Genomic DNA, 20,479 nt, shown 5'->3' on the forward strand with positions numbered 1-20,479 from the left:
CATGCGGCGGGTGAGGTCGTTGGCGCGGCGCGCGGCGATCCGGCGGATCGCCTCGCCACGCTCGGTGAGCCGGAGAGTGACCGCCCGCCGGTCGGCCGGATCATCGGTGCGGGCGACGAGCCCGGCCGCTTCCAGCTTATGGACGAGGGTCGAAGTGGCGGACTGGCCAAGATCCAGCGCCGCCCCCAGCGCCGTCACCGACGACGGCCCGCGCTCCCCCAGCACGAACAGCGCCGCCGATTGCGAGGTGGTGATGCCCAGATCCTCGATCCCCGCCTCGGCGATCGCCATCACCCGCCGGTTGGCGGCGGCCAGAAGGTGGATCAGGCGGGGTGGTTTCGACATGCGCTCCCGTCTCCGAACTGCATCGACGTCGAAGTATATGCATCGACGTCGATGCATTTCAATATCCATCGACGTCGATGTATCTCAGCCGAAGACGACCCGATGCGGCACCGGGAAACGCCCCAGGATCTGCTCCACTCGATCGACCAGCGCCGGCCGCTCCTCCTCGGGCAAGGGGGTGCCGTCGGCAGCGGTCAGCGTAACCACCGCGCAGGTGCCGAGCCGATCGTCGGGACCGGTCGCAACAGTGGCGGCCACACCATCCAGCGCGGCCAGTTCGGCCGCATAGACCCGGTCGGTGGCGATCTGGCGCAGCGTCGGCTTGAAGATCTTGCCGATCGCGGTCACCGGCATCTCGGCCAGGATGATCACCTCATGCGGGGCGGCCGGCCGCTCGGGCACCCGCTCGCGCGCCCAGGCGACCAGCTCGTCGGAGGTGGCGGTGGTGCCGGGCTTCAGCGTGACGAAGGCGACCGGGATCTCGCCCGCATAGGCATCGGGGCGGCCGACGGCGCCCGCCAGCGCCACGGCGGGGTGGGCGTGCAGCACCTCTTCGATCGATTGCGGGTCGATGTTGTGGCCGCCGCGGATGATCAGATCCTTGGCGCGGCCGACCAGGAAGATCCGGCCCCGGGCATCGATACGGGCCAGATCGCCGGTCGAAATCCAGCCGTCGCCGACGAACAGCCCGGCATCGAACCGGCTCTGTTTGTAGCCCGAGATGGCATTGGGGCCCTTGAGGCACAGCACGCCGATTTCGTCGATGGCGGCATCACGCGCCACCTTGCCGTCGGCATCCAGGATCACGGTCTTCATCGGCTGGTACGGAAAGCGGATGCCGACCGAACCCGCCAGCGCCTCGCCATAGGGCGGGTTCACGGCCGAGGCGCAGGTGCCCTCGGTCAGGCCGTAGCCTTCCAGCAGCTTGATGCCGGTCAGCTCCTCGAAGCCGCGGATCACCTCCAGCGGCAGGGGGGCGGCACCGACCACGGCGAAACGCAGGCTGGAAAGATCGGCGCCGGCCACCGGCACCTGCATCAACGCGGTCAACACCGTCGGGACCGAGGAGAAGGTCGTGACCCGATAGCGCTCGACGATCTTCCAGAAATTGCGGATCAGATCGGGGTTGCGATAGCCGGCCGGGGTGGCGAGCAGCACCCGGGCACCGGCCATGAACGGTGCCAGGCCGGTGACATGGACGGCATTGACATGGAACAGCGGCAGGCCCGACAGCGTGCAATCGGCCGGCGACATGTCGATCACCCGCGACAGGATCCAGCCCATATAAAGCTCGTTGCGGTGCAGATGGCGGGCGAGTTTGGGCGTGCCGGTGGTGCCGCCGGTGTGGAAATAGGCGCAGACGTCGTCCGGGCCGGGTTCCGACCAGCCGACCGGCCGGTCGGCGGGGGCGGCGGTGAGCAGGGCCCCCCAGTCCTTCACCTTCGGATGCGCCGCCATGTCCACCGGCCCGCCGCCGACCTTGATGATCGCGGTGATGCCCGGCAGGTGCTCGGCCGCGGCCAGCGCCTTCTCCCAGAGGTCGAGCCCGGGGATGGGGCCGGGGGCCAGGATCAGCTTCGCATCCGCCGCCTCGGCGATTTCGACGATCTGGTCGATGCCGAGCAGCGGGTTGATCGGCGCCGCGATGCCGGCCGCCTCTGCCCCCCAGAGCGCGATATGGGTTTCGGGCAGGTTGGGCATCAGCATGGCGACGGCATCGCTGCGCCCGAGACCGAGAGCCGCGAAAGCGTTGGCGGCCCGGGTCACCATCTCGAAGAAGACGGTGTAGCCAAGCTCGCGCGGGGTCTCGTCGGCGGTGCCGGCCGACAGATGGGTGATCGCAGGGGCATCGCCATAGGCCATCGCCGACCAGCGCAGCGCGTCATAGGTGCTGGTGAAGGCCAGACGCTGATCCAGCGGCATCTCGGTCTCGACCCGCTCGACATCGGCGATCGAGGCGATGCGGAACCGGGGCCCCATCGGGTGACGGGTGGCGGCGGGACTGGTCGTCATGGGCATGCGGGGCGGTCTCCCTTGGTTCTGTTTTTTCAGGCCTGGTGTTGCCGGATGATGCCCGTTCCGGGGCGCCCGGTCGAGACGCGAGAGCGGTATGTCCCGACCTGTGACCGGTGTCGCAGAATAAATGACCAATGGTCATTTATTGTCTCTCACGGTTCACGACATTCAGGGGGATCCGTCGATGTCCACACCCGTCTCCAGCAGCCGGCTCTTTGCGGGCCGCACCGTTCTCGTCACCGGCGCCAGCAGCGGTATCGGCGCCGCCATCGGCCGCCGCCTTGCCGCCGACGGCGCTGCCGTGATGCTCGCCGCCCGCCGCACCGACCGCCTTGAGGCGCTTGCCGCCCAGATCAGCGCCGCCGGCGGCACGGCCGCCATCGCCACCGTCGATATCGCCGACCGGGCGGCGGTCCAGCGTCTGGCCGACGAGACCGAAGCCCGTTTCGGCGCGATCGACGTGCTGGTCAACAATGCCGGCCTCATGCCGCTTTCACCGCTTGCCGCCGGCAAGGTCGAGGAGTGGGAACGGATGGTCGACGTCAACCTGAAGGGCGTGCTCTACGGCATCGCCGCCGTGCTGCCGAAGATGCAGGCCCAGGGTCGCGGCCATGTGATCAATGTGGCCTCGGTGGCCGCCCACAAGGTCTTCCCGGGCGCCGCGGTCTATTGCGCCACCAAATTTGCGGTCCGGGCCCTGTCGGAAGGGCTGCGGATGGAGGCGGGGCCGAAGATCCGCACCACGGTGATCTCGCCCGGCACGGTGGCGACCGAGCTTGCCGACACGATCACCGTGCCCGAGGTGGCGGAAATGGTCCGCCGCTTCCAGGAAATCGCCATCGGCCCCGAGGCGATCGCCGATGCCGTGGCCTATGCCATGGCCCAGCCGGCAACGGTCGACGTGAACGAAATCGTCATCCGCCCGACGGCGCAGGACCTCTGAGCTTCGTGACAGCCGGAGGGGCGCCGCGGCGGCGCCCCTCCGCTTTGCGTGTGCGCGCAGGCCGACATGCCGATCTGTGCATTTTGTTGATCCAACATGAAAATGGAGCAACTGAAGCGCTATTCTCTTTTGGGCAGAAAATGGCGGTAAGCTGGTGAACAGCCGGACGCGGAGAGCGCAATGAGCACTATGGCAGACAGCATCCGGCGTGGTCTGGAGCAGGCGGTGGCCTATGCGGACGGTATGGCGGACAAGCAGTTTTATCGCGTGCATGTGCCGCCGAAAATCGACGTCAAGGCCATTCGGACGGGCCTGGGGTTGACGCAGGAAGAGTTTGCCGGCCGGTTCGGCTTCAGCGTCAACACTCTGCGCCATTGGGAGCAGGGGATTCGCCAGCCCGAAGGGCCCACGCGCGCCTATCTTCTTGTGATCGAGCGGGCGCCCGACGCGGTGATCAAGGCTCTCCGCGCCGTCTGATTTCGGGATGCCGGCCCCTGTCCCGGCCTTGCCCCGCTGCGACTTCCCGGCCATTCTGGCACCCAGATGGGACGATCCGTGCGGACGTCCCGCCCACCGGCCAGGATGGAGCCCCCTTGACCATTGCCCCCGGACGGCGCGCACGCAGTACCGAAGCCAAGGCGGCCCGGCGCGAGGCGATCCTCGATGCCGCCCGGCGGCTTTACGAGGCGGCGCCGACGATCGAGGCGGTGGGCATCGAAGAGGTCGCGCGCGCGGCCGGTGTGGCCAAGGGCACGGTCTATCTTTATGCGCCATCCAAGGAAGCGCTGTTCCTGGCGCTTTATGAGCGCACCACCCTGGCCTGGCTCGACCGGCTGGAGGCGCGGCTTGCCGCCAAACCGGCGGCCGATCCGGCGCGGGCGGGCTATGCCGCCGATGCGGCCCGGGCTGCGGCGGCCGCCGTGGTGGGGGCCTGTATGGACGTGCCGCTGATGGCCCGGCTGAATGCCGCGCTGCATGGCTCGCTGGAACCGCGGCTGGATCCGGACGCGCTTTATGCGGTGAAGATCGGCATGATCGAGCGGTTGAACGACATTGCCCGCGATCTCGGCCGGGTGCTCGGCCTGTCGCTGCGGGACGCGGTCGACATCATGCCGGGCCTGTTCGTGTGCCTGATCGGTTGCCATCACGTCACGATGCCGCCGCCCAATCTGGCCGGGCTGTACGAGCGGCCCGAGATGGCGCCCTATCGGATTGATTTCAGCCGGTTGATGGGAAATTCCCTGCGGGACATGTTCCTGGGGCGGCTGGCCGCCCGTCCGGAAGAACCCGCCTGACATAAATCCGAATCATCCCTCTTTTATTCCCTGATCCGACCGGTCGTGATGGCCGGTGCCTGCGCGCGAGAGGCGAGCGGCACCGGCTTTTTTGCGTGTTCCGGTCCCCTTGACTCGGCCCGTCACGTCACCGTAACGTCGGAGCGTGAAAGAAATTCTGATATATGAAAAAACTTTCACAACCACCATCGGGCCGCGGGATGCGGCCGCAGTGAAGCACCGACGCAGGCCGGGAGGGCCGGGCGGAGGGTATGGGCCAGAACGGGCGCCGAGGGATCCGAAGCCAAGCGATCCCGGTCCGAGACGTTGGGGAAACGCCGAGATGAAGACTTTCACCGCCGCCCTGCTCGCGGGGGCGATCGCCGTGGCCGGGATGGGCATGACCACCGCCGCGGCCAAGGCCGAAGAGACGTCTCCCTTCCGCTGCAAGGAAGGCGAGACCTATGCCATGAACGTCATGGTGTCGGGCGTCGAGTACTGGTTCCCGGTCTATGAGATGTTCAAGCAGGCCGCCCATCAGATGGGCTGCAAGACCGTCTATACCGGCACGCCGGATTATGACGTCACCAAGCAGCTGGCGACCTTCGAACAGGTGCTGGCCAAGCAGCCGGCGGGCGTGCTGCTGCACCCGATGAACCCCGATCCGTTCATCGAGCCGATCGATCGCGCCGCAGAGATGGGCATCCCGGTCGTGACCTTCGCGGCCGATTCGCCCAACAGCAAGCGCGTCGCCTATGTCACCTCGGACAATTTCCGCGAGGGTGCCACCGCGGCCGACACGCTCGCCAGGGCCATGGGCGGCAAGGGCGCCTATGCCGTCCTTGAGAATCCGGGCCAGGACAATCACGACCGCCGGGTGTCGTCGTTCATCAGGCAGATGGAGGAAAAGTATCCGGAGATGAAGCTGGTGGCGCGCACCGCCACCAATCAGGACCCGACCCGCGCCTATAACGCGGTGCTGACCATGGCCCAGGCCCATCCCGGGCTCGGCGCCGTGTTCATGCCCGAGGCCAGCTCCGCACTGGGTGCCGCTCAGGCAGCCAACGAACTTGGCGGCAAGATCAAGGTCATGAGCGTCGATGTGAACGCCAAGGTGCTCGACATGATCAAGGCCGGCCAGATGTTCGGCGCGATCAATCCGAACCAGGGCGTGCAGGGCTATATGGGCTTCATGATGCTGTTCCTGGCCGCCCATCCCGACCTGATCGACCCGATGAACGATTACAAGCGCAGCGGCTTCAACCCGTTCACCCTGCCGGTGATCGACAACGGCTTCTCGGTCGTGACCCCTGAGAATGCCCAGGACTTCTATTGGGACGCTTACCTGAAGCGCCGCGGCACCAAGGGGATCGACGAGTGAGGTGAGGGGGCGTCTGCCCCTGCGGCCGGGCGGGGCGCCCGCCCGGCATGCGCCTGCCTTCTCTTCCTTGCCTCAGCACCACCCGAGAACGGTCCGGCTGATCCATGACCCATCCTGAACCGGTGGCCGGCGCGCAGGGCGAAACTGTCCTGAAGCTGAGCGGTATCACCAAATCCTTCGGCCCGGTCAGGGTGCTGACCGGGGTGGATTTCGACCTGAAGGCGGGCGAGGTCCATGCGCTTGCCGGCGAGAACGGTGCCGGCAAGTCGACGCTGATGAACATCATCGACGGCATCCACCGCCCCGATGGCGGCCGGGTGGAGCTGTTCGGCGAAGCGGTGCATCTGTCGGGGCCGGCCGAGGCCCAGGCGCGGGGCATCGGCTTCGTGCATCAGGAAATCGCCCTCTGCCCCGATATCTCGATCGCCGAGAACATCTTCATGGCGGCACCCCATGCCCGCGGCCGCTGGTTCCTGAACCGGCGAGAGCTGCGGCGCAAGGCCGCGGCGGTGCTGGGGCTGCTGCATCCGATGCCGGTGGATACGCTGGTCGGCCAGATCGGCATTTCGGCCCAGCAGCTGGTCGAGATCGCCAAGGCGCTGACGCTCGACTGCCGGATCCTGATCCTGGACGAGCCGACGGCCGCCCTGACCGAGGCCGAAACCCGGCGGCTGTTCGACGTGATCCGCACGCTGAAGGCGCGGGGGATCGCGATCATCTATATCAGCCACCGCATGGCCGAGATCTTCGAGATCTGCGACCGGATCACGGTGCTGCGCGACGGCCGCAAGGTGGTGACGAAGGCGATCGCCGACACGACGCCCGAAGAGGTGGCCGAACGCATGGTCGGCCGCGAGCTGGGCGACCTCTACCCGGAAAAGCCGGGCGTGCCCGCAGGCGCGCCGGTGCTGCTGCAGGTGGAGGGGCTGGCCGATGCCGACGACCACATCGCCGATATCGCCTTCGACCTGAAGGCCGGTGAGATCCTGGGTCTGGCCGGGCTGATGGGTGCCGGGCGAAGCGAGATCGCCCAGACCGTCTGCGGGCTGCGCCACCGCGCGGCCGGGCGGGTGGTGGTCGAGGGGCACGAGGCGCGGATCCCCGACTATCGCGGCGCCACGAAACAGGGCCTCGCCTATCTTTCCGAAGACCGCAAGGGGGCGGGCGTATTCCTCGACATGTCGATCGCGGCCAATGTCTCGGCCCAGGATCCGGGCCGGGTGGCCGGCCGGCTGGGCATGATCGACGGCCGTGCCGAGGCGGCCCAGGCGGCCGAATTCGGCCGGCGGATGTCGCTGCGCATGGCGGGCCCCGGCCAGAAGGTGTCGGAGCTGTCGGGCGGCAATCAGCAGAAGGTGGCGATCGCCAAGCTGCTGCTGACCGGCCCGCGCATCGTCTTCCTGGACGAGCCGACCCGCGGCGTCGATGTCGGCGCCAAATCCGAGATCTATCAGATCCTCCGCGGCCTGGCGGCCGAGGGCAGGGGGGTCGTGGTCATCTCGTCGGAACTGCCCGAGCTGATCGGCCTGGCCGATCGCATCCTGGTGATCCGCGAAGGCCGGATCGCCGGTGAGGTGGCGGGGCCTGGGATGACCGAGGAACACATCATCCGACTTGCATCCGGCGTGGGCGCCCCCGGCGCCGCCGGCGAAGGGAGCCTGCGGCCATGAGCACGGCAGAAACCAACCGCGCAGAGACTGACGGGCGGGAGACCGGAGACATCAGGGCCGGGGCGCAGCCGGCCGAACCGCGGCTGTCCCTGCTTGCCCGGTTCAACAAGATGCGCGAGGCCGGGCTGATCGTGATCATCGCGGCGCTGTTCGTGATCATGAGCTTCGCCTCGCCCTATTTCCTGACCGTCGCCAACATGAAGGCGCTGATGCTCTCGTTCTCGATCGAGGGCATCGTGGTGGTCGGCATGACCATCCTGCTGATCGTGGGCGGCATCGACCTGTCGGTGGGGGCGGTGGTCTGTTTCGCCATGGTGGTGGCGGGCAAGCTGTTCCTGCTGGGCGTCGACCCCTGGACGGCATCGCTGGGCGGCATCGCCGCGGCGGCGATGTGCGGCGTGATCATGGGCGCCTGTGTCACGCGGATCGGTCTCAACCATTTCATCGCCTCGCTCGCGATGATGGTGATCGTCCGCGGCGCCTGCCTGGTGATCACCGAGGGCACGCCGCTGTCGCTGTTCTCGCTGCCGAAAGAGTTCAAATTCGTCGGCCAGGGCTCGCTCGGTCAGGTGCCGGTGGTGATCCTGATCTTCCTGGCGATCGTGGTGGTCTTCGACCTGCTGATGCGCCGGGCCGTGGCCTTCCGCCGGGTGTTCTATACCGGCAGCAATCCCAAGGCGGCCGACTATTCCGGCATCCGCACCTCGCGCGTCATCTTCTGGGTGACGGTGCTGAGTTCGGCCCTGGCCGGGCTTGCCGGGGTGATCTTCATGGCCCGCTTCGGCGCCGCCACCCCCACCTTCGGCGTCGGCATGGAGCTGAACGTGATCGCGGCCGCGGTCATCGGCGGCGCCAGCCTGAAGGGCGGGTCCGGTTCGGTGCTGGGCGCGGTGCTGGGGGTCGCCCTGCTGTCGCTGGTGACCAATTCGCTCATCCTGCTCGACGTCTCGGTCTACTGGCAGGATATGGTGAAAGGTCTGATCCTGCTTGTCGCGGTCTCGGTCGACCATATGCTGAACCGCAGACGCGCCTGACCTGCCACCCGACCCATGACCGAACCGCTCAAACGTCGGGTGCCCATGCGGAGAGTGACCATGCGGCATGACGACCGGACGCCCACCGGGGATGTCAGACAATACGACCTGACCCGTCGGATCTACCGGGCGCTGGTGATGCATTATGTCGAGGGCCTGAAACAGGCCGAGATCGCCCGTCTGACCGGCCAGTCGATCGCGACGGTCAGCCGGCTGATCAAGCAGGGCCATGATCTGGGCATGGTGGAGATCACCGTCCGTGCGCCCTTCCAGCCCTCGCTGGAGCTGGAGCGGCGGCTGGCCCGCGCGGCCGGGCTGATGGAGGCGCTGGTGGTGCCCAACCTGTCGGCCAATGACGAGGTGGCGCTGGCGAGCGTGGGCGAGGCGGCGGCCGGGCTGCTGCTCTCGCGCCTCAAGGATGGCGACACGATCTGCATTTCGGGCGGCAAGGGCGTCAGCGCCCTGGTCGCCGGGCTGAACCCGGCCAGGCGCTACGACGTGTCGGTGGTGCCCGCAACCGGCCTGGTCGAAGGGCCGCTTTATACCGACGTCAACTATGTGGCGGCGCAGATGGCCGAGAAGCTGGGCGGGCGCGCCCATCGCATCCATGCGCCGATGTTCGCCGACACGGTGGACCAGCGCGAGATGCTGATCGATATGCGCTCCACCCGCGACATCCTGGACCGGGCGCGCCATGCCGATATCGCGGTGGTGGGTGTGGGCTCGGTCACGCCGGCCGGCAGCTCATACTACGACCTCCATCCGGAACTCGCCGACGACCGGACGGAGATCGAGCGCTCGGGCGCCGAGGCCGAACTGCTCGCCCATCTTCTGGATGGGGCCGGGCGGGTCTGCCGCTATCAGATGAACGACCGGCTGGTGGCGGTCACCCCGGAGGAACTCTCTCGCGTGCCGTTCTCGATGGGCGTCGCGGTCGGGCCGGCCAAGATCGGCCCGATCCGCGCCGTACTGCGCGGCCGGCATCTGAAGGGGCTGGTGACCGACGAGACCACGGCCGATGCCGTGCTGCCCGGCCTTGAGGCGGAGGCACCTGCCGCCCGGAGCTGAGCCCGACCCCCCACCCCCCGCCCTCAGGATCTTTCCGCCGACGACGCCCGCCGCATCGCAGCCTTGCGATGCGCGAGGGGAGGCTTTGTCTCCGCGCCGCCGGCCCACCCCCCTCGCTTTCCCGTCCCTTGTTTCGCGTCACCGCAGTTTTCCGGAGGCCTGCCCGTCATGACCACCCGCACACGCGGATACCGGCTGGATGTTCTGGCCAAGGCGCCCGATCCTGACGTCGTCGTGATCGGCGGCGGCATCAACGGGATCAGCGTCTATCGTGAACTGGCCCTGCAGGGGCTGCGGGTGGTGCTGGCAGAGGCGCAGGATTACTGCGCCGGTGCCAGCGGTGCCCTGTCGCGCATGATCCATGGCGGCCTGCGCTACATGGAGAACGGCGAGTTCGATCTGGTGCGCGAGGCATTGCGCGAGCGGGACCTCCTGCTGCGCAACGCGCCGCATTTCGTGGCGCCGCTCGCCACCACCGTGCCAGTCTTCGAATATCTCTCAGGCATCGGCAATGCGCCGCTGCGGTTCCTGGGGCTGAGCCGCAAACCTGGCCGGCGCGGGGCTGCGGTGCTGAAGCTGGGGCTCACCTTCTACGACATCTTCACCCGCAAGAGCCGGATGGTGCCGACCCATCGCTTCGCCGGCAAGGCCCGGACCGCGCGGGACTGGCCCGACCTCAATCCGAAGGTCAAGTGCAGCGCAACCTATTACGATGCCTGGATCACCCATCCCGAACGGCTGGGGCTGGAGATGATCCGCGATCTGGAAGCGACCTGCCCCGATGCGGTGGCGGTGAACTATCTGGCCGCCGAGGGCACCGACGGCGATGCCCTGCTGCTGCGCGACCGCATCGGCGGCCGGGAATTCCGCCTGCGGCCGAAGCTGGTGGTGAACGCCACCGGCGCCTGGATCGACCTGACCAACCGGCGGGTGGCCAACCTGGTGGATGCCCCCGGTGCCGGTGCGCTGCCGCGGATGATCGGCGGCACCAAGGGCTCGCATCTGATCGTGCGCAACCCGCGGCTGCTGAAGGCGCTGGGCGACCAGATGATCTATTACGAGAACCAGGAAGGCCGGGTCTGCATCCTGTTCCCCTATTTCGGCAATGTCCTGATCGGGTCCACCGACATCAAGGTCGACACGCCGGAGGGTGTGCATTGCGAGACCGACGAGCGGGCCTACATGCTGCAATCGCTGCGCTTCGTCTTCCCGGATATCGAGATCACGCCCGACCAGATCCTCTATACCTTCTCGGGCGTGCGGCCGCTGACCAATGCCGCGGCGGCGACCACCGGGCAGATCCCGCGCGATCACCATTGCCGCTTCGTGCCTGAAGAAGCGGGGCTGCCTTTCCCGGTGATGTGCATGATCGGCGGCAAATGGACCACCTTCCGCGGCTTCGGCGAGATCGCCGCCGATCAGGCGCTGGGCCGGCTGGGCGGGCGACGGCGGGTGTCGACCGACACGCTCGCGATCGGCGGCGGCCGCGATTTCCCGCCGGCCGGGCCGGCGCGGGAGCGCTGGATCGCCGATCTGGCGGCCGCGACGGGGATCGGTGCCCACCGGGCACGGGCGCTGGCCGAACGTTACGGCTCTGCCGCGCGCCGGCTGGCGGATGATTTCGTGGCCGCGGGCGACCGGCCGCTGGCAACCCATCCGGGCTATGGCACCGCCGAGATCCGCCATCTGATCCGGGGCGAGCATGTCGAGGCGCTGGAAGACCTGATCTGCCGTCGCACCTCGCTCGCCATCTCGGGCGAGCTGTCGGCCGATCTGCTGGATGAACTGCTGGCGCTGCTGGCCGGGGAGCGCGGCTGGACGGCGGACCGGGCCGCCGATGAACGCGCCCGGACGCTGGACCGGCTGGCCGCGCTGCACGACGTGACCGAAGACATGCTCCGCGCGCGCAACGACACAACCCGGGCCGCAAGCCGGGCCCGGACCGAACCTGCCTCTGAACACCTGGCTTGAAGAAAGGGCCCATCGTCGATGTCCGACAAATTCCGCCTCAACCGCCTGTTCCGCAATGGCCGCTGCCTCGACGTCGCGATCGACCACGGCATCTTCAACGAGCCGACCATGCTGTCGGGGCTGGAGGATGCGAAGGCCGTGTTCGATAAGCTGATCGCGGCCGCACCCGATGCGATCCAGACCAATTTCGGCCAGGCCGACCTGCTGCAATCGGTGCCGACCCCGGTGAAGCCGGCCCTGGTGATGCGGGTCGATGCGGCGAATGTCTACAACCGCCACAAGCACACTCATATGTGGTCGACCCTGCAGCAGGCCGATGATCCGGTGCTGCCGGCGGTGCAGCTGGATGCGGCCTGCGTGGTGATCAACCTGCTGATGCTGCCGGGCGAACACGACCTGTTCCGCCAGTGCGTGGAGAACATCGCGAAGGTCCGTGCCGCCTGCGATCGCTATCGCATGCCGCTGATGATCGAGCCGCTGGTGATGGCGCCCCATTCCGAGGCCGGCGGCTATATGGTGGACGGCGATGCCGAAAAGATCGTCGCCCTGGTCCGCTTCGCCCGAGAGCTGGGCGCCGATGTGATCAAGGCCGACCCGACCACCAATCCCGAAGACTTCCATCGCGTGGTCGAAACCGCCCGGTGCCCGGTGCTGGTCCGCGGCGGCGGCAAGGAGGATCTGCTGACGGTGCTGAAGAAGTCGGAAGCGCTGCTGAAGCAGGGGGCGAAGGGGCTGGTTTATGGCCGCAACGTCTATCAGCACGACAACCCGACGGGCGTGACCCGGGCGCTGATGACGCTGATCCATGATGACGCCACCGCGGAAGAGGCCTTCGCGGCGTATAAGGCCGTTGCCGCCTGAAGGCAGGGGTGACCGCCGCCCGAGGGCGGCGCGACCCGCAAGAAGACGTCAGGGAGGAAAAGACATGGCCTATCTTCTGGGCCTCGATGCCGGAAACACCATGGTGAAGGCGGTGCTGTTCTCGATCGACGGCGTCGAGCTTGCCGTCGCCGAGAAGGGCGGGTCGACCCGTCATCCGCGGCCGGGCCATGTCGAACGCGACCTGGACGAACTCTGGGCCTGTGCAGCCGCGGCGATCCGCGGCTGCATCGCCCGGGCCGGCATCGACCCGGCCGAGATTGCGGCGATCGGCTGCGCCGGTCATGGCAACGGGCTCTATGCGCTGGACCACGACCGGCAGCCGCTGATGGGTATCCAGTCGATCGATGTCCGCGCGGGCGGGCTGGTGGAGCGCTGGAACCGCGACGGCACCACCGACCGGATCTGCCGCCTGGCCCTGCAACGGCCCTGGGCCGCGCAGCTGCCGACCCTGCTGTCGCATATCCGCGAAACCGACCCCGAAACCTTCGCCCGCATCGGCACGGCCTTCACCTGCAAGGATTACATCGCCTTCCGGCTGACGGGCGAGGTTGCGAGCGACGAGACCGATATGAGCGGCGCCGCCTGCCTGAAACTGCCCGAAGGCCGCTATGACGACGAGCTGCTGGCCGCCTATGGGCTGGAGGGCTGCGGCGGCATCCTGCCGCCGGTGCACCGGTCGAGCGCGGTGACCGGCCGGGTGACGGCGCGGGCGGCGGCCGATGCCGGGCTTGCCGCCGGCACGCCCGTGGTCGGCGGGCTGTTCGACGTGATCGCAAGCGCGCTGGGCTCAGGCGTCGTCCGCACCGGTGCGGCCTCTCTGGTCGCCGGCACCTGGAGCATCAATCAGGTGATCGTGGACGAACCGATCCGCGACAACCCGCCCTTCATCACCTCGGTCTATGAAGGCACCCGCTTCATGGAGGTCGAGGCCTCGGCGACCTCTGCCGCCAATCTGGAATGGTTCATGCGCGAATGGGTGGCGCCCGAGGCCGATGCGGCGGAGCGGCCCTATGACATGGTCAACCGTCTGGCCGGCACGGTCAGGCCCTCGGCCGATCTGCCGATCTTCCACCCCTTCCTGTTCGGTGCCGGCGACGATGCCGCGGCGCGGGCGGGATTCTTCGGTCTGGCCGGCTGGCACCAGCGCGCGCATCTGATGTTCGCCCTGTTCGAAGGTGTCGCCTTCGGTCATCGCGCCCATGTCGACAATCTGCGCCATCGCGGCATCACGGTTGCGGATGCCGTGCTCTCGGGCGGCGGCGCGCGCAGCCGGGTGTGGTCGCAGATCTTCGCCGATGTGCTGAACCTGCCGGTCACCGTCACCCGTTGCCAGGAAACCGGCGCGCTGGGCGCGGCCATGGTGGCCGGTGTCGGTGCCGGCATCTTCCCGGATTTTGCCGCCGCAGCGGCACGCATGGTGGTGGTGGACCGCGCCCATGAACCGGATGCGGCGGCCGCAGAGATCCACGACCGCCGCTATGGCGTCTATACCACCCTGGTCGAGGCGCTGCGCCCCCACTGGAAGCGGTGGGGGAGCTGACGGCTTACGCCGGGCGCGCGTCCTTGATCCGGCGGCGCAGCTTGACCATGCCGCCGATCCAGCGGTCGTAGTCGTTGGTTTTGTTGCGCATGTAGGTGAGCACCACCTCGTGCGGCAGGATCAGGAAGCGCTCGTCGTCGAGCGCCTTGACCACGATGCCGGCCACGTCTTCCGGCGTCAGCACCCCGTCGAGCGAGGCGGGGTTGCCGTCCATGGAGCGCAGCATGGCGGTATCCACGCCCTGCGGGCAGAGCACCGACACCCTGATGCCGTCATCCTTGTGGGCGATGGCGAGGGATTCGGCGAAGCCGATTGCGGCATGTTTGGTGGTGGAATAGGTGGTGCTGCCGATCTGCGACAACAGCCCGGCGGCCGAGACGGTGTTCAGGAAATAGCCGGCGCCGCGCGCCTTCATCCGCGGCAGCAGCGCCTTGGCCGCATGAATATGGGCCATGACGTTCACGCCCCAGCTGCGCTGCCAGTCGGCTTCGGTGGCGGAGGCGACGTCGTCGAAATCCGGATCGCCGATCGCGATGCCGGCATTGGAGCAGAAGAGGTCGATCGGGCCGAATTTCGCTTCGACATCGTCGACCACCGCCAGGATGTCGTCGAATTTCGAGACATCGGCCCTGTAAGACGCAGTGGCGGCGCCCTGAGCGACGGTCTCGTCCGCGCCGGCCTCGTTCAGGTCGACGGCGATCACCGCCTTGGCGCCCTCGTCGGTGAAGCGGCGGCAAAGCGCGCGGCCGATGCCCGCGCCGCCACCGGTGACGACGACGACCTTGTCCTTCAGCTGCATGGGGGGAGTTCCTCCGGCTTTTCTGGTTCTTGGTTCGTGAGACGTTGCGGGACGACTATACGGTTTCCGGCCCGGCCGCTGGAAGCACCACATAGCCCGCCCGGGGATCCGCGGTGCCGGCATGGAGCGCGCGGATGATCGATGCCGCCGCATCCAGCACGCGGCCTTCCTCGATCCGGATCCAGGGATCGGTGCCGGTGGTGGCGGCGGTCATGAACCGGGTCTGATCCAGGTTGAAGCGGCGGGTGAATTCGGCCCCGCCCCAGTCGGCATTGCGTTTGCGGATCTGCACCGGCGCGAAGAACATCACCGGCGCCGGCCCGGGGAGGGCGGCCGCGGCTGCGAGCGTCCGGTCCAGAGGTGCGGTGTTGGCGGCCGAGCCGACCAGACAGTCATGGATCAGGCCCGGGCCGAAATGGCCATGGATGCGCGCACGTAGCCCGTCCTCGCCTGAGAAATCGACATAGGTGGTCGGGCGGTCGGCGGCGATGCCATCCAGCTCGTCATAGGTCACCACCCGGTCGTAGAGGCCGAGCGCTTCGGTGAAACCGCGATTGGCCCGGCTGGTCAGGCCGATCAGCTCGGGGCGATCGGCCAGGCCCGCCAGGCAGAAGGCCGCGCCATAGGCGGTCTTGGCCGAGGCAGACGAGATCACCAGCCGCGCCGCGCCGAACCAGCCATTGTCGGCCAGATAATCGGCCAGCACGAACGAGGTGATGAACAGCGGCCGGATCAGCATCTGGGCGTTTTCCATTGCCGGCGACCAGACCGGATCGGCCGTGCAGCGGGTGTACTGGTTGTAGGCAGAGACCAGGGGCAGGCGATGCTCCGCCTGATCATAGAAGCCGCGCTCCGTCACCCGGCCGGGCTGCATGGTGATGCGGGTCGCGATCGGGAAATAGCCGTAGAAGCGCTCGCCGGGCGCGATGCCGTCGACCTCCGACGCCTCGACCTCGGCAAAGCCCCAGACGGGCATATGGCCGTGGTCGGGTCGGCCGGTCGGGAAGAAATCCCAATAGCGCATCGCCTCGCCGAAGGCGGCATAGGTGATGTTGTTGGTGGTCAGCGCGAAGCGGTCGAGCCGGAGCCGGATGCTGCCCGGCGCGGCGGCCGGGGCGGGTATGGTCTCGATCAGGGCCGCACCGAGATCGGCCTTCGGTGTCAGCAGGCGGGTGATGGCAGGGGTATCGGTCATCGGTGTATCCTTCCGTATCTGCCATCAGCCTAGCCCTTCGCCGGGCTTTGGGGGTTCGGATTTGCCATGCCTGCCACGCCGCTGACACCACCGGTCGCAAGGCCGCTGAAACGGCCGGTTCAGGCCCGCGCGCGCTTCACCGTTCAGGCGATCTATGACGGCCTGGTTCGGATCTGGCTGCGCGACGGGCCGGGTGCGGTGACCATGAAGGCGGTGGCGGCCGAAACCGGTTTTGCGGTCGGCACGCTTTACGACTATTTCCCCAATCGGGCGGCGCTGCTTTCAGGCTATGTCCGCCACTGCATCGACGATCTGATCCGGCGGCTGGAGGCCGATGCCGCGGCGGAACCCGATCTTCCCTGGGATCTGCGGATTGCGCGCCTGGTGCGGATGACCTGCGGCCTGGACGGCGCTGCCCCCTGTTTCGACCACGACATGCTGATGGTCGAACATGCGATCGCCGAAGAGAAACACCACCGCCGCGCCTATGAGGAACTGTCCGCCGCCTGGGTGCGGATCCTGGAGGCGACGCCCGGCCGGCCGGCCGGCATTGATGCCGCGGCAATCCGCGCCGCCTTCCTCATCGTGCTCGGCACCCGCCGCTATGTGCTGCTGGTGGAGCCGACGGCGGCCGAGGTGGGCGACTGGGCGGGGCGGCTGGAGAGGATGTGCCTGGGGGCGCTGGTGCATGGCTGACCCGGGCATCGTCATCCCGGGATGGCGAGCGTCCGCCCTTCCGCCGCGATTCGCCAGCTTGCCACATCGCCCAGCATGATGTCCGCAGCCCGCCGCGCCCGTTCCTGTGCGGCGGCTAGGTCGCCGGCACTGGCCGCATCGTCGGCCTCCATGGCAGCGATCAGGGCGGTGATTTCGGCGGCCATGCGCTTCGAGCGGCGGGCGCTGCCTTCGAAATCACCGATGACCCGGATGCCATAGGCCGCCGTGGCGAGCACCGGCAGGCCGGCAGTCAGTGCAGTGACCAGGAATTGCCAAGACTCGCGGATCGGCCCGCAGGACAGTTCGACCGCCATATAGATCACCGCCGCGATCAGCGTCAGAACGAACAGCATTTCGCCGAAGGCCTCAAGGCGATGCTCCAGCTTGTGCAGGCGTGCATGCGTGGAGTTGTGATAGCTGCGCTGGCCGTCGAGCATCCGGAGCAGGGCGGTTCTTGCCGTGATGCCGCGATCATCGGTGCCCCGCAGCGCCGTCAGGCCGGCAGCCCGCAACAGGGCGCGTTCATACCAGGCGGTCCAGATTCCGATCGGGCCCTGCTGGATGACGGGACGGGCTGCCAGACCATGCATCGGCAGCGCCACCCGCAGCCGCTCCGCGACCTCGCGGGCTTCAAGCCAGCGGCGATGCCAGGCCCGGCGTCGGCCCTGGATGGTGTTCAACATCACCCAGAGCAGCAGCAGGATTTCGGCGCCGACGAAGACCGGCTTGCCGATCGCCTTGATCCCGAAGCTCTTGGACACCAGGATCGACAGGGCGACGGCGAACACCGCCAGGGCGGCGCAGAGGAAGTTCACCACGAAGGCGCTGCGGAAAACCTGGGCGTAATAATTGGCGAGCGCATCGGCCCAGCCATAGGCAGCGGTCAGTTCGGGCGGCGCGCCGGCATGGGCCGCCGCTTCGTCCTCCGCTGCCGCTTCGGGGCTGGTGGCGCGGAAATCCCGCCATCGCGGCCGGCGTATGAAGGCCACGGCCTGGAGCCACAGCCAGGCCTGGCGAAACTGGACACGCCGCCGGCGCTCCCTCAGATAGGCCGCCAGATGGGCGGCCTCGTCACCGTTCACGGGGGGAGCGATCAGCCGTCCGACCATCTCGTCCAGCCGCTGGGCCGGCTGCGCCGGCAGATCGTAGAACGACAGATCCGGGCGCGGATGCTGATCCATGTCGCGCCAGCGGATCGTCGGCGGGGCGGCTGCGTCGGCGGCGGAAATCACCACCACCGGTATGCCGCGACGGGCGGCGGCTTCCAGCATGTCGGGGGTGCCGCCGCGACCGGCGGCGGGGCCGCCATCCCAAACGGCGATCAGCAGGGCCACATGGTCCAGCATGACCAGCCCGGCCCGTTCATAGGCCTGTTCTGCCGCGGTCCGCTGCCCGGGCAGTTCCACGACACGGGCGGCACGGGCGAGCAGGGACCCGAATTCCTCGCGCGAAGCCGCGTCGGCGAAATCCTCCTCGTAGATCTCTTTCGGGAAGGGCAGGGGGGCCTCCAGCTCGAAACCGGCCGCCAGCCCGGCCTCGGCCACGATGCGATCGGCACCTTCAGCCAGACTGGAGACGACCGACAGCCGCGGCGCATCCGCGCTCCAGACGCCGCCATCCCGTGCATGCATACGGGTGATCGTCGCCTGTATCTGGCGGAGCACATCTGCGACCTCGGCGGCGATCCGGGGGATGGCGGATGCAGGCAGCCGGTTCAGCCTGTGGCCGGTGATCCCGATGGACAGGGCAAGGCGCGGTTTCGGCGGGTGGATCAGCCGGGCCGGATGGGCGGGCAGGGCATCGGGCTTGGTCATCCACCGGTTGTCCTTCTGCTGGTGCCGGTCGCGTATGCAGGATAGGGGTGATGGTGTGCAACCACAAGGTTGCGGGTCAAGCTGATCTGTCTGTCGGCTCAGGGCTTAAGTGATATTGATAATTAATCGCAAAATCGTTAGCCTGCCCTCCCTTTCGCTTTTCCGCAGATGGCTGCCGGCCATGGCCCCGACGAAATCCGCAGACCTGCCCGGGCTGGTCGAAAGCTTCCAGATCCATTACGCCGATCTGCTGCGCTTCCTGCAAAGGCGCTGCGGCGACCCCGAACGTGCGGCCGATCTGATCCAGGACCTGTATTTCCGCGTCCGCGCCGCTGAAGACGAGGGCCGGGTGGTGGAAGATCCGCCGGCCTGGATGCGCCGGATCGCCATCAACCTGGCGATCGACGGTCAGCGGCGCGACCTGCGGCTGCGGCGCGAACAGGGCGACGAGATCGAGGGCATGGCGGTCGCCTGCGAACGGCCCCTGCCGGACCGTGCGGTTGCCGCGCGTGAACGGCTGCGGGTGCTTGACGCAGCCCTTCAGGCGCTGCCTGATAAGCCGCGCCGGGCGCTGCTGCTGCATCGCGTCGACGGATTGACCCAGGCCGAGATTGCGCGGCGGCTGGGGGTGTCGGAAAGCATGGTGATCAAATACGTGGCCCAGGCCCTGAAACACTGCCGCGACTGGCAGCGCCGGATCGACGATGGCGCCGTGCCGCTGATCGACGGCGGTCGGCAGGGCGGCGGCTGAGATGGTCGCACCCCCGGCTTCATCCTCGTCTTCCCCCTCGTCCTCATCACCGTCGGCCGAGACGGGCGACCTGTCGGACATCGCCATCGACTGGCTGGTCCGCGTGCGCCTGGGTGCGGCCGACCCGGCCGATTTCGCCCGCTGGCGGGCCGCCGCGCCCCTGCACGAGGCGGCGGCGGCAGAGGCCGAAAGCCTGTTCGACGACATCGGCCGGACCGCGACCGCTCAGGCTTTCGGGGCGGAGCGGGTTATGCCCCTGCGCGCCTCGCCCCGGTCGGTGTCGCGGCGCCGGCTGTTGACCGGCGCCGCGGCGGCCGGCGTGGTGGCGGCGATCGGCGCGGGCACCCTGGTGGCGGCGGGACCCGGCGTCGGCGGACGCCTGATCGCCGGGCTCGACGGTGGCGAGACCACGTCGCGGGGAGAACGGCGGGCGATCACGCTTGCCGATGGCAGCCGCGTGACGCTCGCCGGCCGCTCGGCGATCCGGATCGAGGTCTCCGCCGTCGGGCGCCATGTCGAGCTGCTGGCCGGTGAGGCCCTGTTCCAGGTGGCCGCCGGGGCCACCCGGCCCTTCATCGTGACCGCCGGCACCGGCCGGGCACAGGCCGTGGCCACGCTGTTCTCGGTTGCCCGCGCGGGCGAGGCGGCCCGGGTGGTGGTGGTCGACGGCCGGGTCGAGGCCGGCCCCGCCGGCGGCCCCGCACCGCTCGTTCTCACCGCCGGCCAGGCCGCGACCACCGGCCCGGCCATGACCGCAGAGCCGGTCGATGCCGCAAGCCTCACCGCCTGGGCCCGCGGCCGGTTGATCGTCACCGGTCAACCCCTGTCCGACGTCGCCGCCCGCCTGGACCGCGACTGCGCGCTGCGCCTGCTGGTCCTGGGCGACACCGCCCGCAACCTGCCCGTCACCGGCGTCTTCGACCTGGACGATCCGGAAGGAACGCTGCGGGCGATCGCAACCGTCCTGCCCGTGCGCGTGCGGCGGCTGGGGGGTGTGGCGGTGGTGACGGCGACCGCCTGAACGGCGCCGGCCCCGTCCGGAAATGTCGCCCCGAAAAAAATGACGGTCCCCACTGTCG

General features: G+C 68.4%; 17 protein-coding genes and 1 pseudogene. 13 read left to right on the forward strand and 5 right to left on the reverse strand.

Annotation, left to right across the window (positions count from 1 at the left end; genetic code table 11):
• Positions 1–66 precede the first annotated feature (66 nt).
• Both P7L68_RS14415 and P7L68_RS14420 read right to left on the reverse strand, forming a co-directional pair.
• A pseudogene (locus P7L68_RS14415) lies at positions 67–414 on the reverse strand (MarR family winged helix-turn-helix transcriptional regulator); the annotation flags it as partial.
• A 15-nt stretch (positions 415–429) separates the two neighbouring features.
• Positions 430–2,325: an acyl-CoA synthetase gene (locus tag P7L68_RS14420; protein WP_372006848.1), complete on the reverse strand. Its 1,896-nt coding sequence runs from the start codon at positions 2,323–2,325 to the stop codon at positions 430–432.
• Between the two features lie 220 nt (positions 2,326–2,545).
• Between P7L68_RS14420 and P7L68_RS14425 the strand changes: the two genes are divergently transcribed.
• The 10 genes from P7L68_RS14425 to P7L68_RS14470 all read left to right on the forward strand — a co-directional run bounded on the left by P7L68_RS14425 (position 2,546) and on the right by P7L68_RS14470 (position 14,124).
• Positions 2,546–3,304, forward strand: a complete 759-nt coding sequence (locus P7L68_RS14425; protein ID WP_372006322.1) for an SDR family oxidoreductase — start codon at positions 2,546–2,548, stop codon at positions 3,302–3,304.
• Between the two features lie 180 nt (positions 3,305–3,484).
• Positions 3,485–3,781, forward strand: a complete 297-nt coding sequence (locus tag P7L68_RS14430; protein WP_372006323.1) for a helix-turn-helix domain-containing protein — start codon at positions 3,485–3,487, stop codon at positions 3,779–3,781.
• A gap of 116 nt (positions 3,782–3,897) precedes the next feature.
• The gene (locus P7L68_RS14435; RefSeq protein ID WP_372006324.1) at positions 3,898–4,599 is read left to right on the forward strand and encodes a TetR family transcriptional regulator; all 702 of its coding nucleotides are present in this window, start codon (positions 3,898–3,900) and stop codon (positions 4,597–4,599) included.
• A 322-nt stretch (positions 4,600–4,921) separates the two neighbouring features.
• Positions 4,922–5,959, forward strand: a complete 1,038-nt coding sequence (locus tag P7L68_RS14440; RefSeq protein WP_372006325.1) for a substrate-binding domain-containing protein — start codon at positions 4,922–4,924, stop codon at positions 5,957–5,959.
• 104 nt (positions 5,960–6,063) lie between these two features.
• Positions 6,064–7,629: a sugar ABC transporter ATP-binding protein gene (locus tag P7L68_RS14445; RefSeq protein WP_372006326.1), complete on the forward strand. Its 1,566-nt coding sequence runs from the start codon at positions 6,064–6,066 to the stop codon at positions 7,627–7,629.
• 110 nt (positions 7,630–7,739) lie between these two features.
• Positions 7,740–8,663 carry an ABC transporter permease gene (locus tag P7L68_RS14450; protein WP_322111416.1) on the forward strand — a complete coding sequence of 308 codons (924 nt, stop codon included), beginning with the start codon at positions 7,740–7,742 and terminating at the stop codon, positions 8,661–8,663.
• A 60-nt stretch (positions 8,664–8,723) separates the two neighbouring features.
• Entirely contained in the window at positions 8,724–9,731 is a 1,008-nt protein-coding gene (locus P7L68_RS14455; RefSeq protein ID WP_062765492.1) for a sugar-binding transcriptional regulator, read from the forward strand.
• A gap of 168 nt (positions 9,732–9,899) precedes the next feature.
• Entirely contained in the window at positions 9,900–11,702 is a 1,803-nt protein-coding gene (locus P7L68_RS14460; RefSeq protein ID WP_372006327.1) for an FAD-dependent oxidoreductase, read from the forward strand.
• An 18-nt stretch (positions 11,703–11,720) separates the two neighbouring features.
• Positions 11,721–12,563 (forward strand): class I fructose-bisphosphate aldolase, encoded by an 843-nt coding sequence (locus P7L68_RS14465; RefSeq protein WP_296719522.1) that lies wholly within the window; start codon positions 11,721–11,723, stop codon positions 12,561–12,563.
• A 64-nt stretch (positions 12,564–12,627) separates the two neighbouring features.
• The gene (locus tag P7L68_RS14470) at positions 12,628–14,124 is read left to right on the forward strand and encodes an FGGY-family carbohydrate kinase (protein WP_372006328.1); all 1,497 of its coding nucleotides are present in this window, start codon (positions 12,628–12,630) and stop codon (positions 14,122–14,124) included.
• 4 nt (positions 14,125–14,128) lie between these two features.
• Here the strand turns inward: P7L68_RS14470 and P7L68_RS14475 are convergent, their stop codons facing one another.
• Both P7L68_RS14475 and P7L68_RS14480 read right to left on the reverse strand, forming a co-directional pair.
• Entirely contained in the window at positions 14,129–14,923 is a 795-nt protein-coding gene (locus P7L68_RS14475; RefSeq protein WP_372006329.1) for an SDR family oxidoreductase, read from the reverse strand.
• A gap of 55 nt (positions 14,924–14,978) precedes the next feature.
• On the reverse strand, positions 14,979–16,118 hold the full coding sequence (locus P7L68_RS14480; protein WP_372006330.1) for a DUF2855 family protein: 1,140 nt from the start codon (positions 16,116–16,118) through the stop codon (positions 14,979–14,981).
• Positions 16,119–16,184: 66 nt separating this feature from the next.
• On the opposite strand from P7L68_RS14480, the gene P7L68_RS14485 reads away from it, so the two are divergent.
• On the forward strand, positions 16,185–16,814 hold the full coding sequence (locus tag P7L68_RS14485) for a TetR/AcrR family transcriptional regulator (protein WP_372006331.1): 630 nt from the start codon (positions 16,185–16,187) through the stop codon (positions 16,812–16,814).
• Between the two features lie 11 nt (positions 16,815–16,825).
• Here the strand turns inward: P7L68_RS14485 and P7L68_RS14490 are convergent, their stop codons facing one another.
• A complete protein-coding gene (locus tag P7L68_RS14490) occupies positions 16,826–18,649 on the reverse strand; it encodes a hypothetical protein (protein ID WP_372006332.1) in 1,824 nt (607 codons plus the stop codon).
• 181 nt (positions 18,650–18,830) lie between these two features.
• On the opposite strand from P7L68_RS14490, the gene P7L68_RS14495 reads away from it, so the two are divergent.
• Entirely contained in the window at positions 18,831–19,400 is a 570-nt protein-coding gene (locus tag P7L68_RS14495; protein WP_372006333.1) for an RNA polymerase sigma factor, read from the forward strand.
• Between the two features lies 1 nt (position 19,401).
• Entirely contained in the window at positions 19,402–20,421 is a 1,020-nt protein-coding gene (locus P7L68_RS14500; RefSeq protein ID WP_372006334.1) for a FecR family protein, read from the forward strand.
• Positions 20,422–20,479: the final 58 nt, after the last annotated feature.

This window comes from Tistrella mobilis (assembly GCF_041468085.1).
GTDB lineage: Bacteria > Pseudomonadota > Alphaproteobacteria > Tistrellales > Tistrellaceae > Tistrella > Tistrella mobilis_A.

Excerpts from the sequence above, each read along its gene's own strand:
- P7L68_RS14460 (WP_372006327.1), top strand. The coding sequence starts at position 9,900 with ATGACCACCCGCACACGCGGATACCGGCTGGATGTTCTGGCCAAGGCG.
- P7L68_RS14455 (WP_062765492.1), top strand. The coding sequence starts at position 8,724 with ATGCGGCATGACGACCGGACGCCCACCGGGGATGTCAGACAATACGAC.
- P7L68_RS14470 (WP_372006328.1), top strand. The coding sequence starts at position 12,628 with ATGGCCTATCTTCTGGGCCTCGATGCCGGAAACACCATGGTGAAGGCG.
- P7L68_RS14445 (WP_372006326.1), top strand. The coding sequence starts at position 6,064 with ATGACCCATCCTGAACCGGTGGCCGGCGCGCAGGGCGAAACTGTCCTG.
- P7L68_RS14430 (WP_372006323.1), top strand. The coding sequence starts at position 3,485 with ATGAGCACTATGGCAGACAGCATCCGGCGTGGTCTGGAGCAGGCGGTG.
- P7L68_RS14420 (WP_372006848.1), bottom strand. The coding sequence starts at position 2,325 with ATGGGGCCCCGGTTCCGCATCGCCTCGATCGCCGATGTCGAGCGGGTC.
- P7L68_RS14440 (WP_372006325.1), top strand. The coding sequence starts at position 4,922 with ATGAAGACTTTCACCGCCGCCCTGCTCGCGGGGGCGATCGCCGTGGCC.
- P7L68_RS14480 (WP_372006330.1), bottom strand. The coding sequence starts at position 16,118 with ATGACCGATACCCCTGCCATCACCCGCCTGCTGACACCGAAGGCCGAT.
- P7L68_RS14500 (WP_372006334.1), top strand. The coding sequence starts at position 19,402 with ATGGTCGCACCCCCGGCTTCATCCTCGTCTTCCCCCTCGTCCTCATCA.
- P7L68_RS14450 (WP_322111416.1), top strand. The coding sequence starts at position 7,740 with ATGCGCGAGGCCGGGCTGATCGTGATCATCGCGGCGCTGTTCGTGATC.
- P7L68_RS14495 (WP_372006333.1), top strand. The coding sequence starts at position 18,831 with ATGGCCCCGACGAAATCCGCAGACCTGCCCGGGCTGGTCGAAAGCTTC.
- P7L68_RS14425 (WP_372006322.1), top strand. The coding sequence starts at position 2,546 with ATGTCCACACCCGTCTCCAGCAGCCGGCTCTTTGCGGGCCGCACCGTT.
- P7L68_RS14485 (WP_372006331.1), top strand. The coding sequence starts at position 16,185 with ATGCCTGCCACGCCGCTGACACCACCGGTCGCAAGGCCGCTGAAACGG.
- P7L68_RS14465 (WP_296719522.1), top strand. The coding sequence starts at position 11,721 with ATGTCCGACAAATTCCGCCTCAACCGCCTGTTCCGCAATGGCCGCTGC.
- P7L68_RS14490 (WP_372006332.1), bottom strand. The coding sequence starts at position 18,649 with ATGACCAAGCCCGATGCCCTGCCCGCCCATCCGGCCCGGCTGATCCAC.
- P7L68_RS14475 (WP_372006329.1), bottom strand. The coding sequence starts at position 14,923 with ATGCAGCTGAAGGACAAGGTCGTCGTCGTCACCGGTGGCGGCGCGGGC.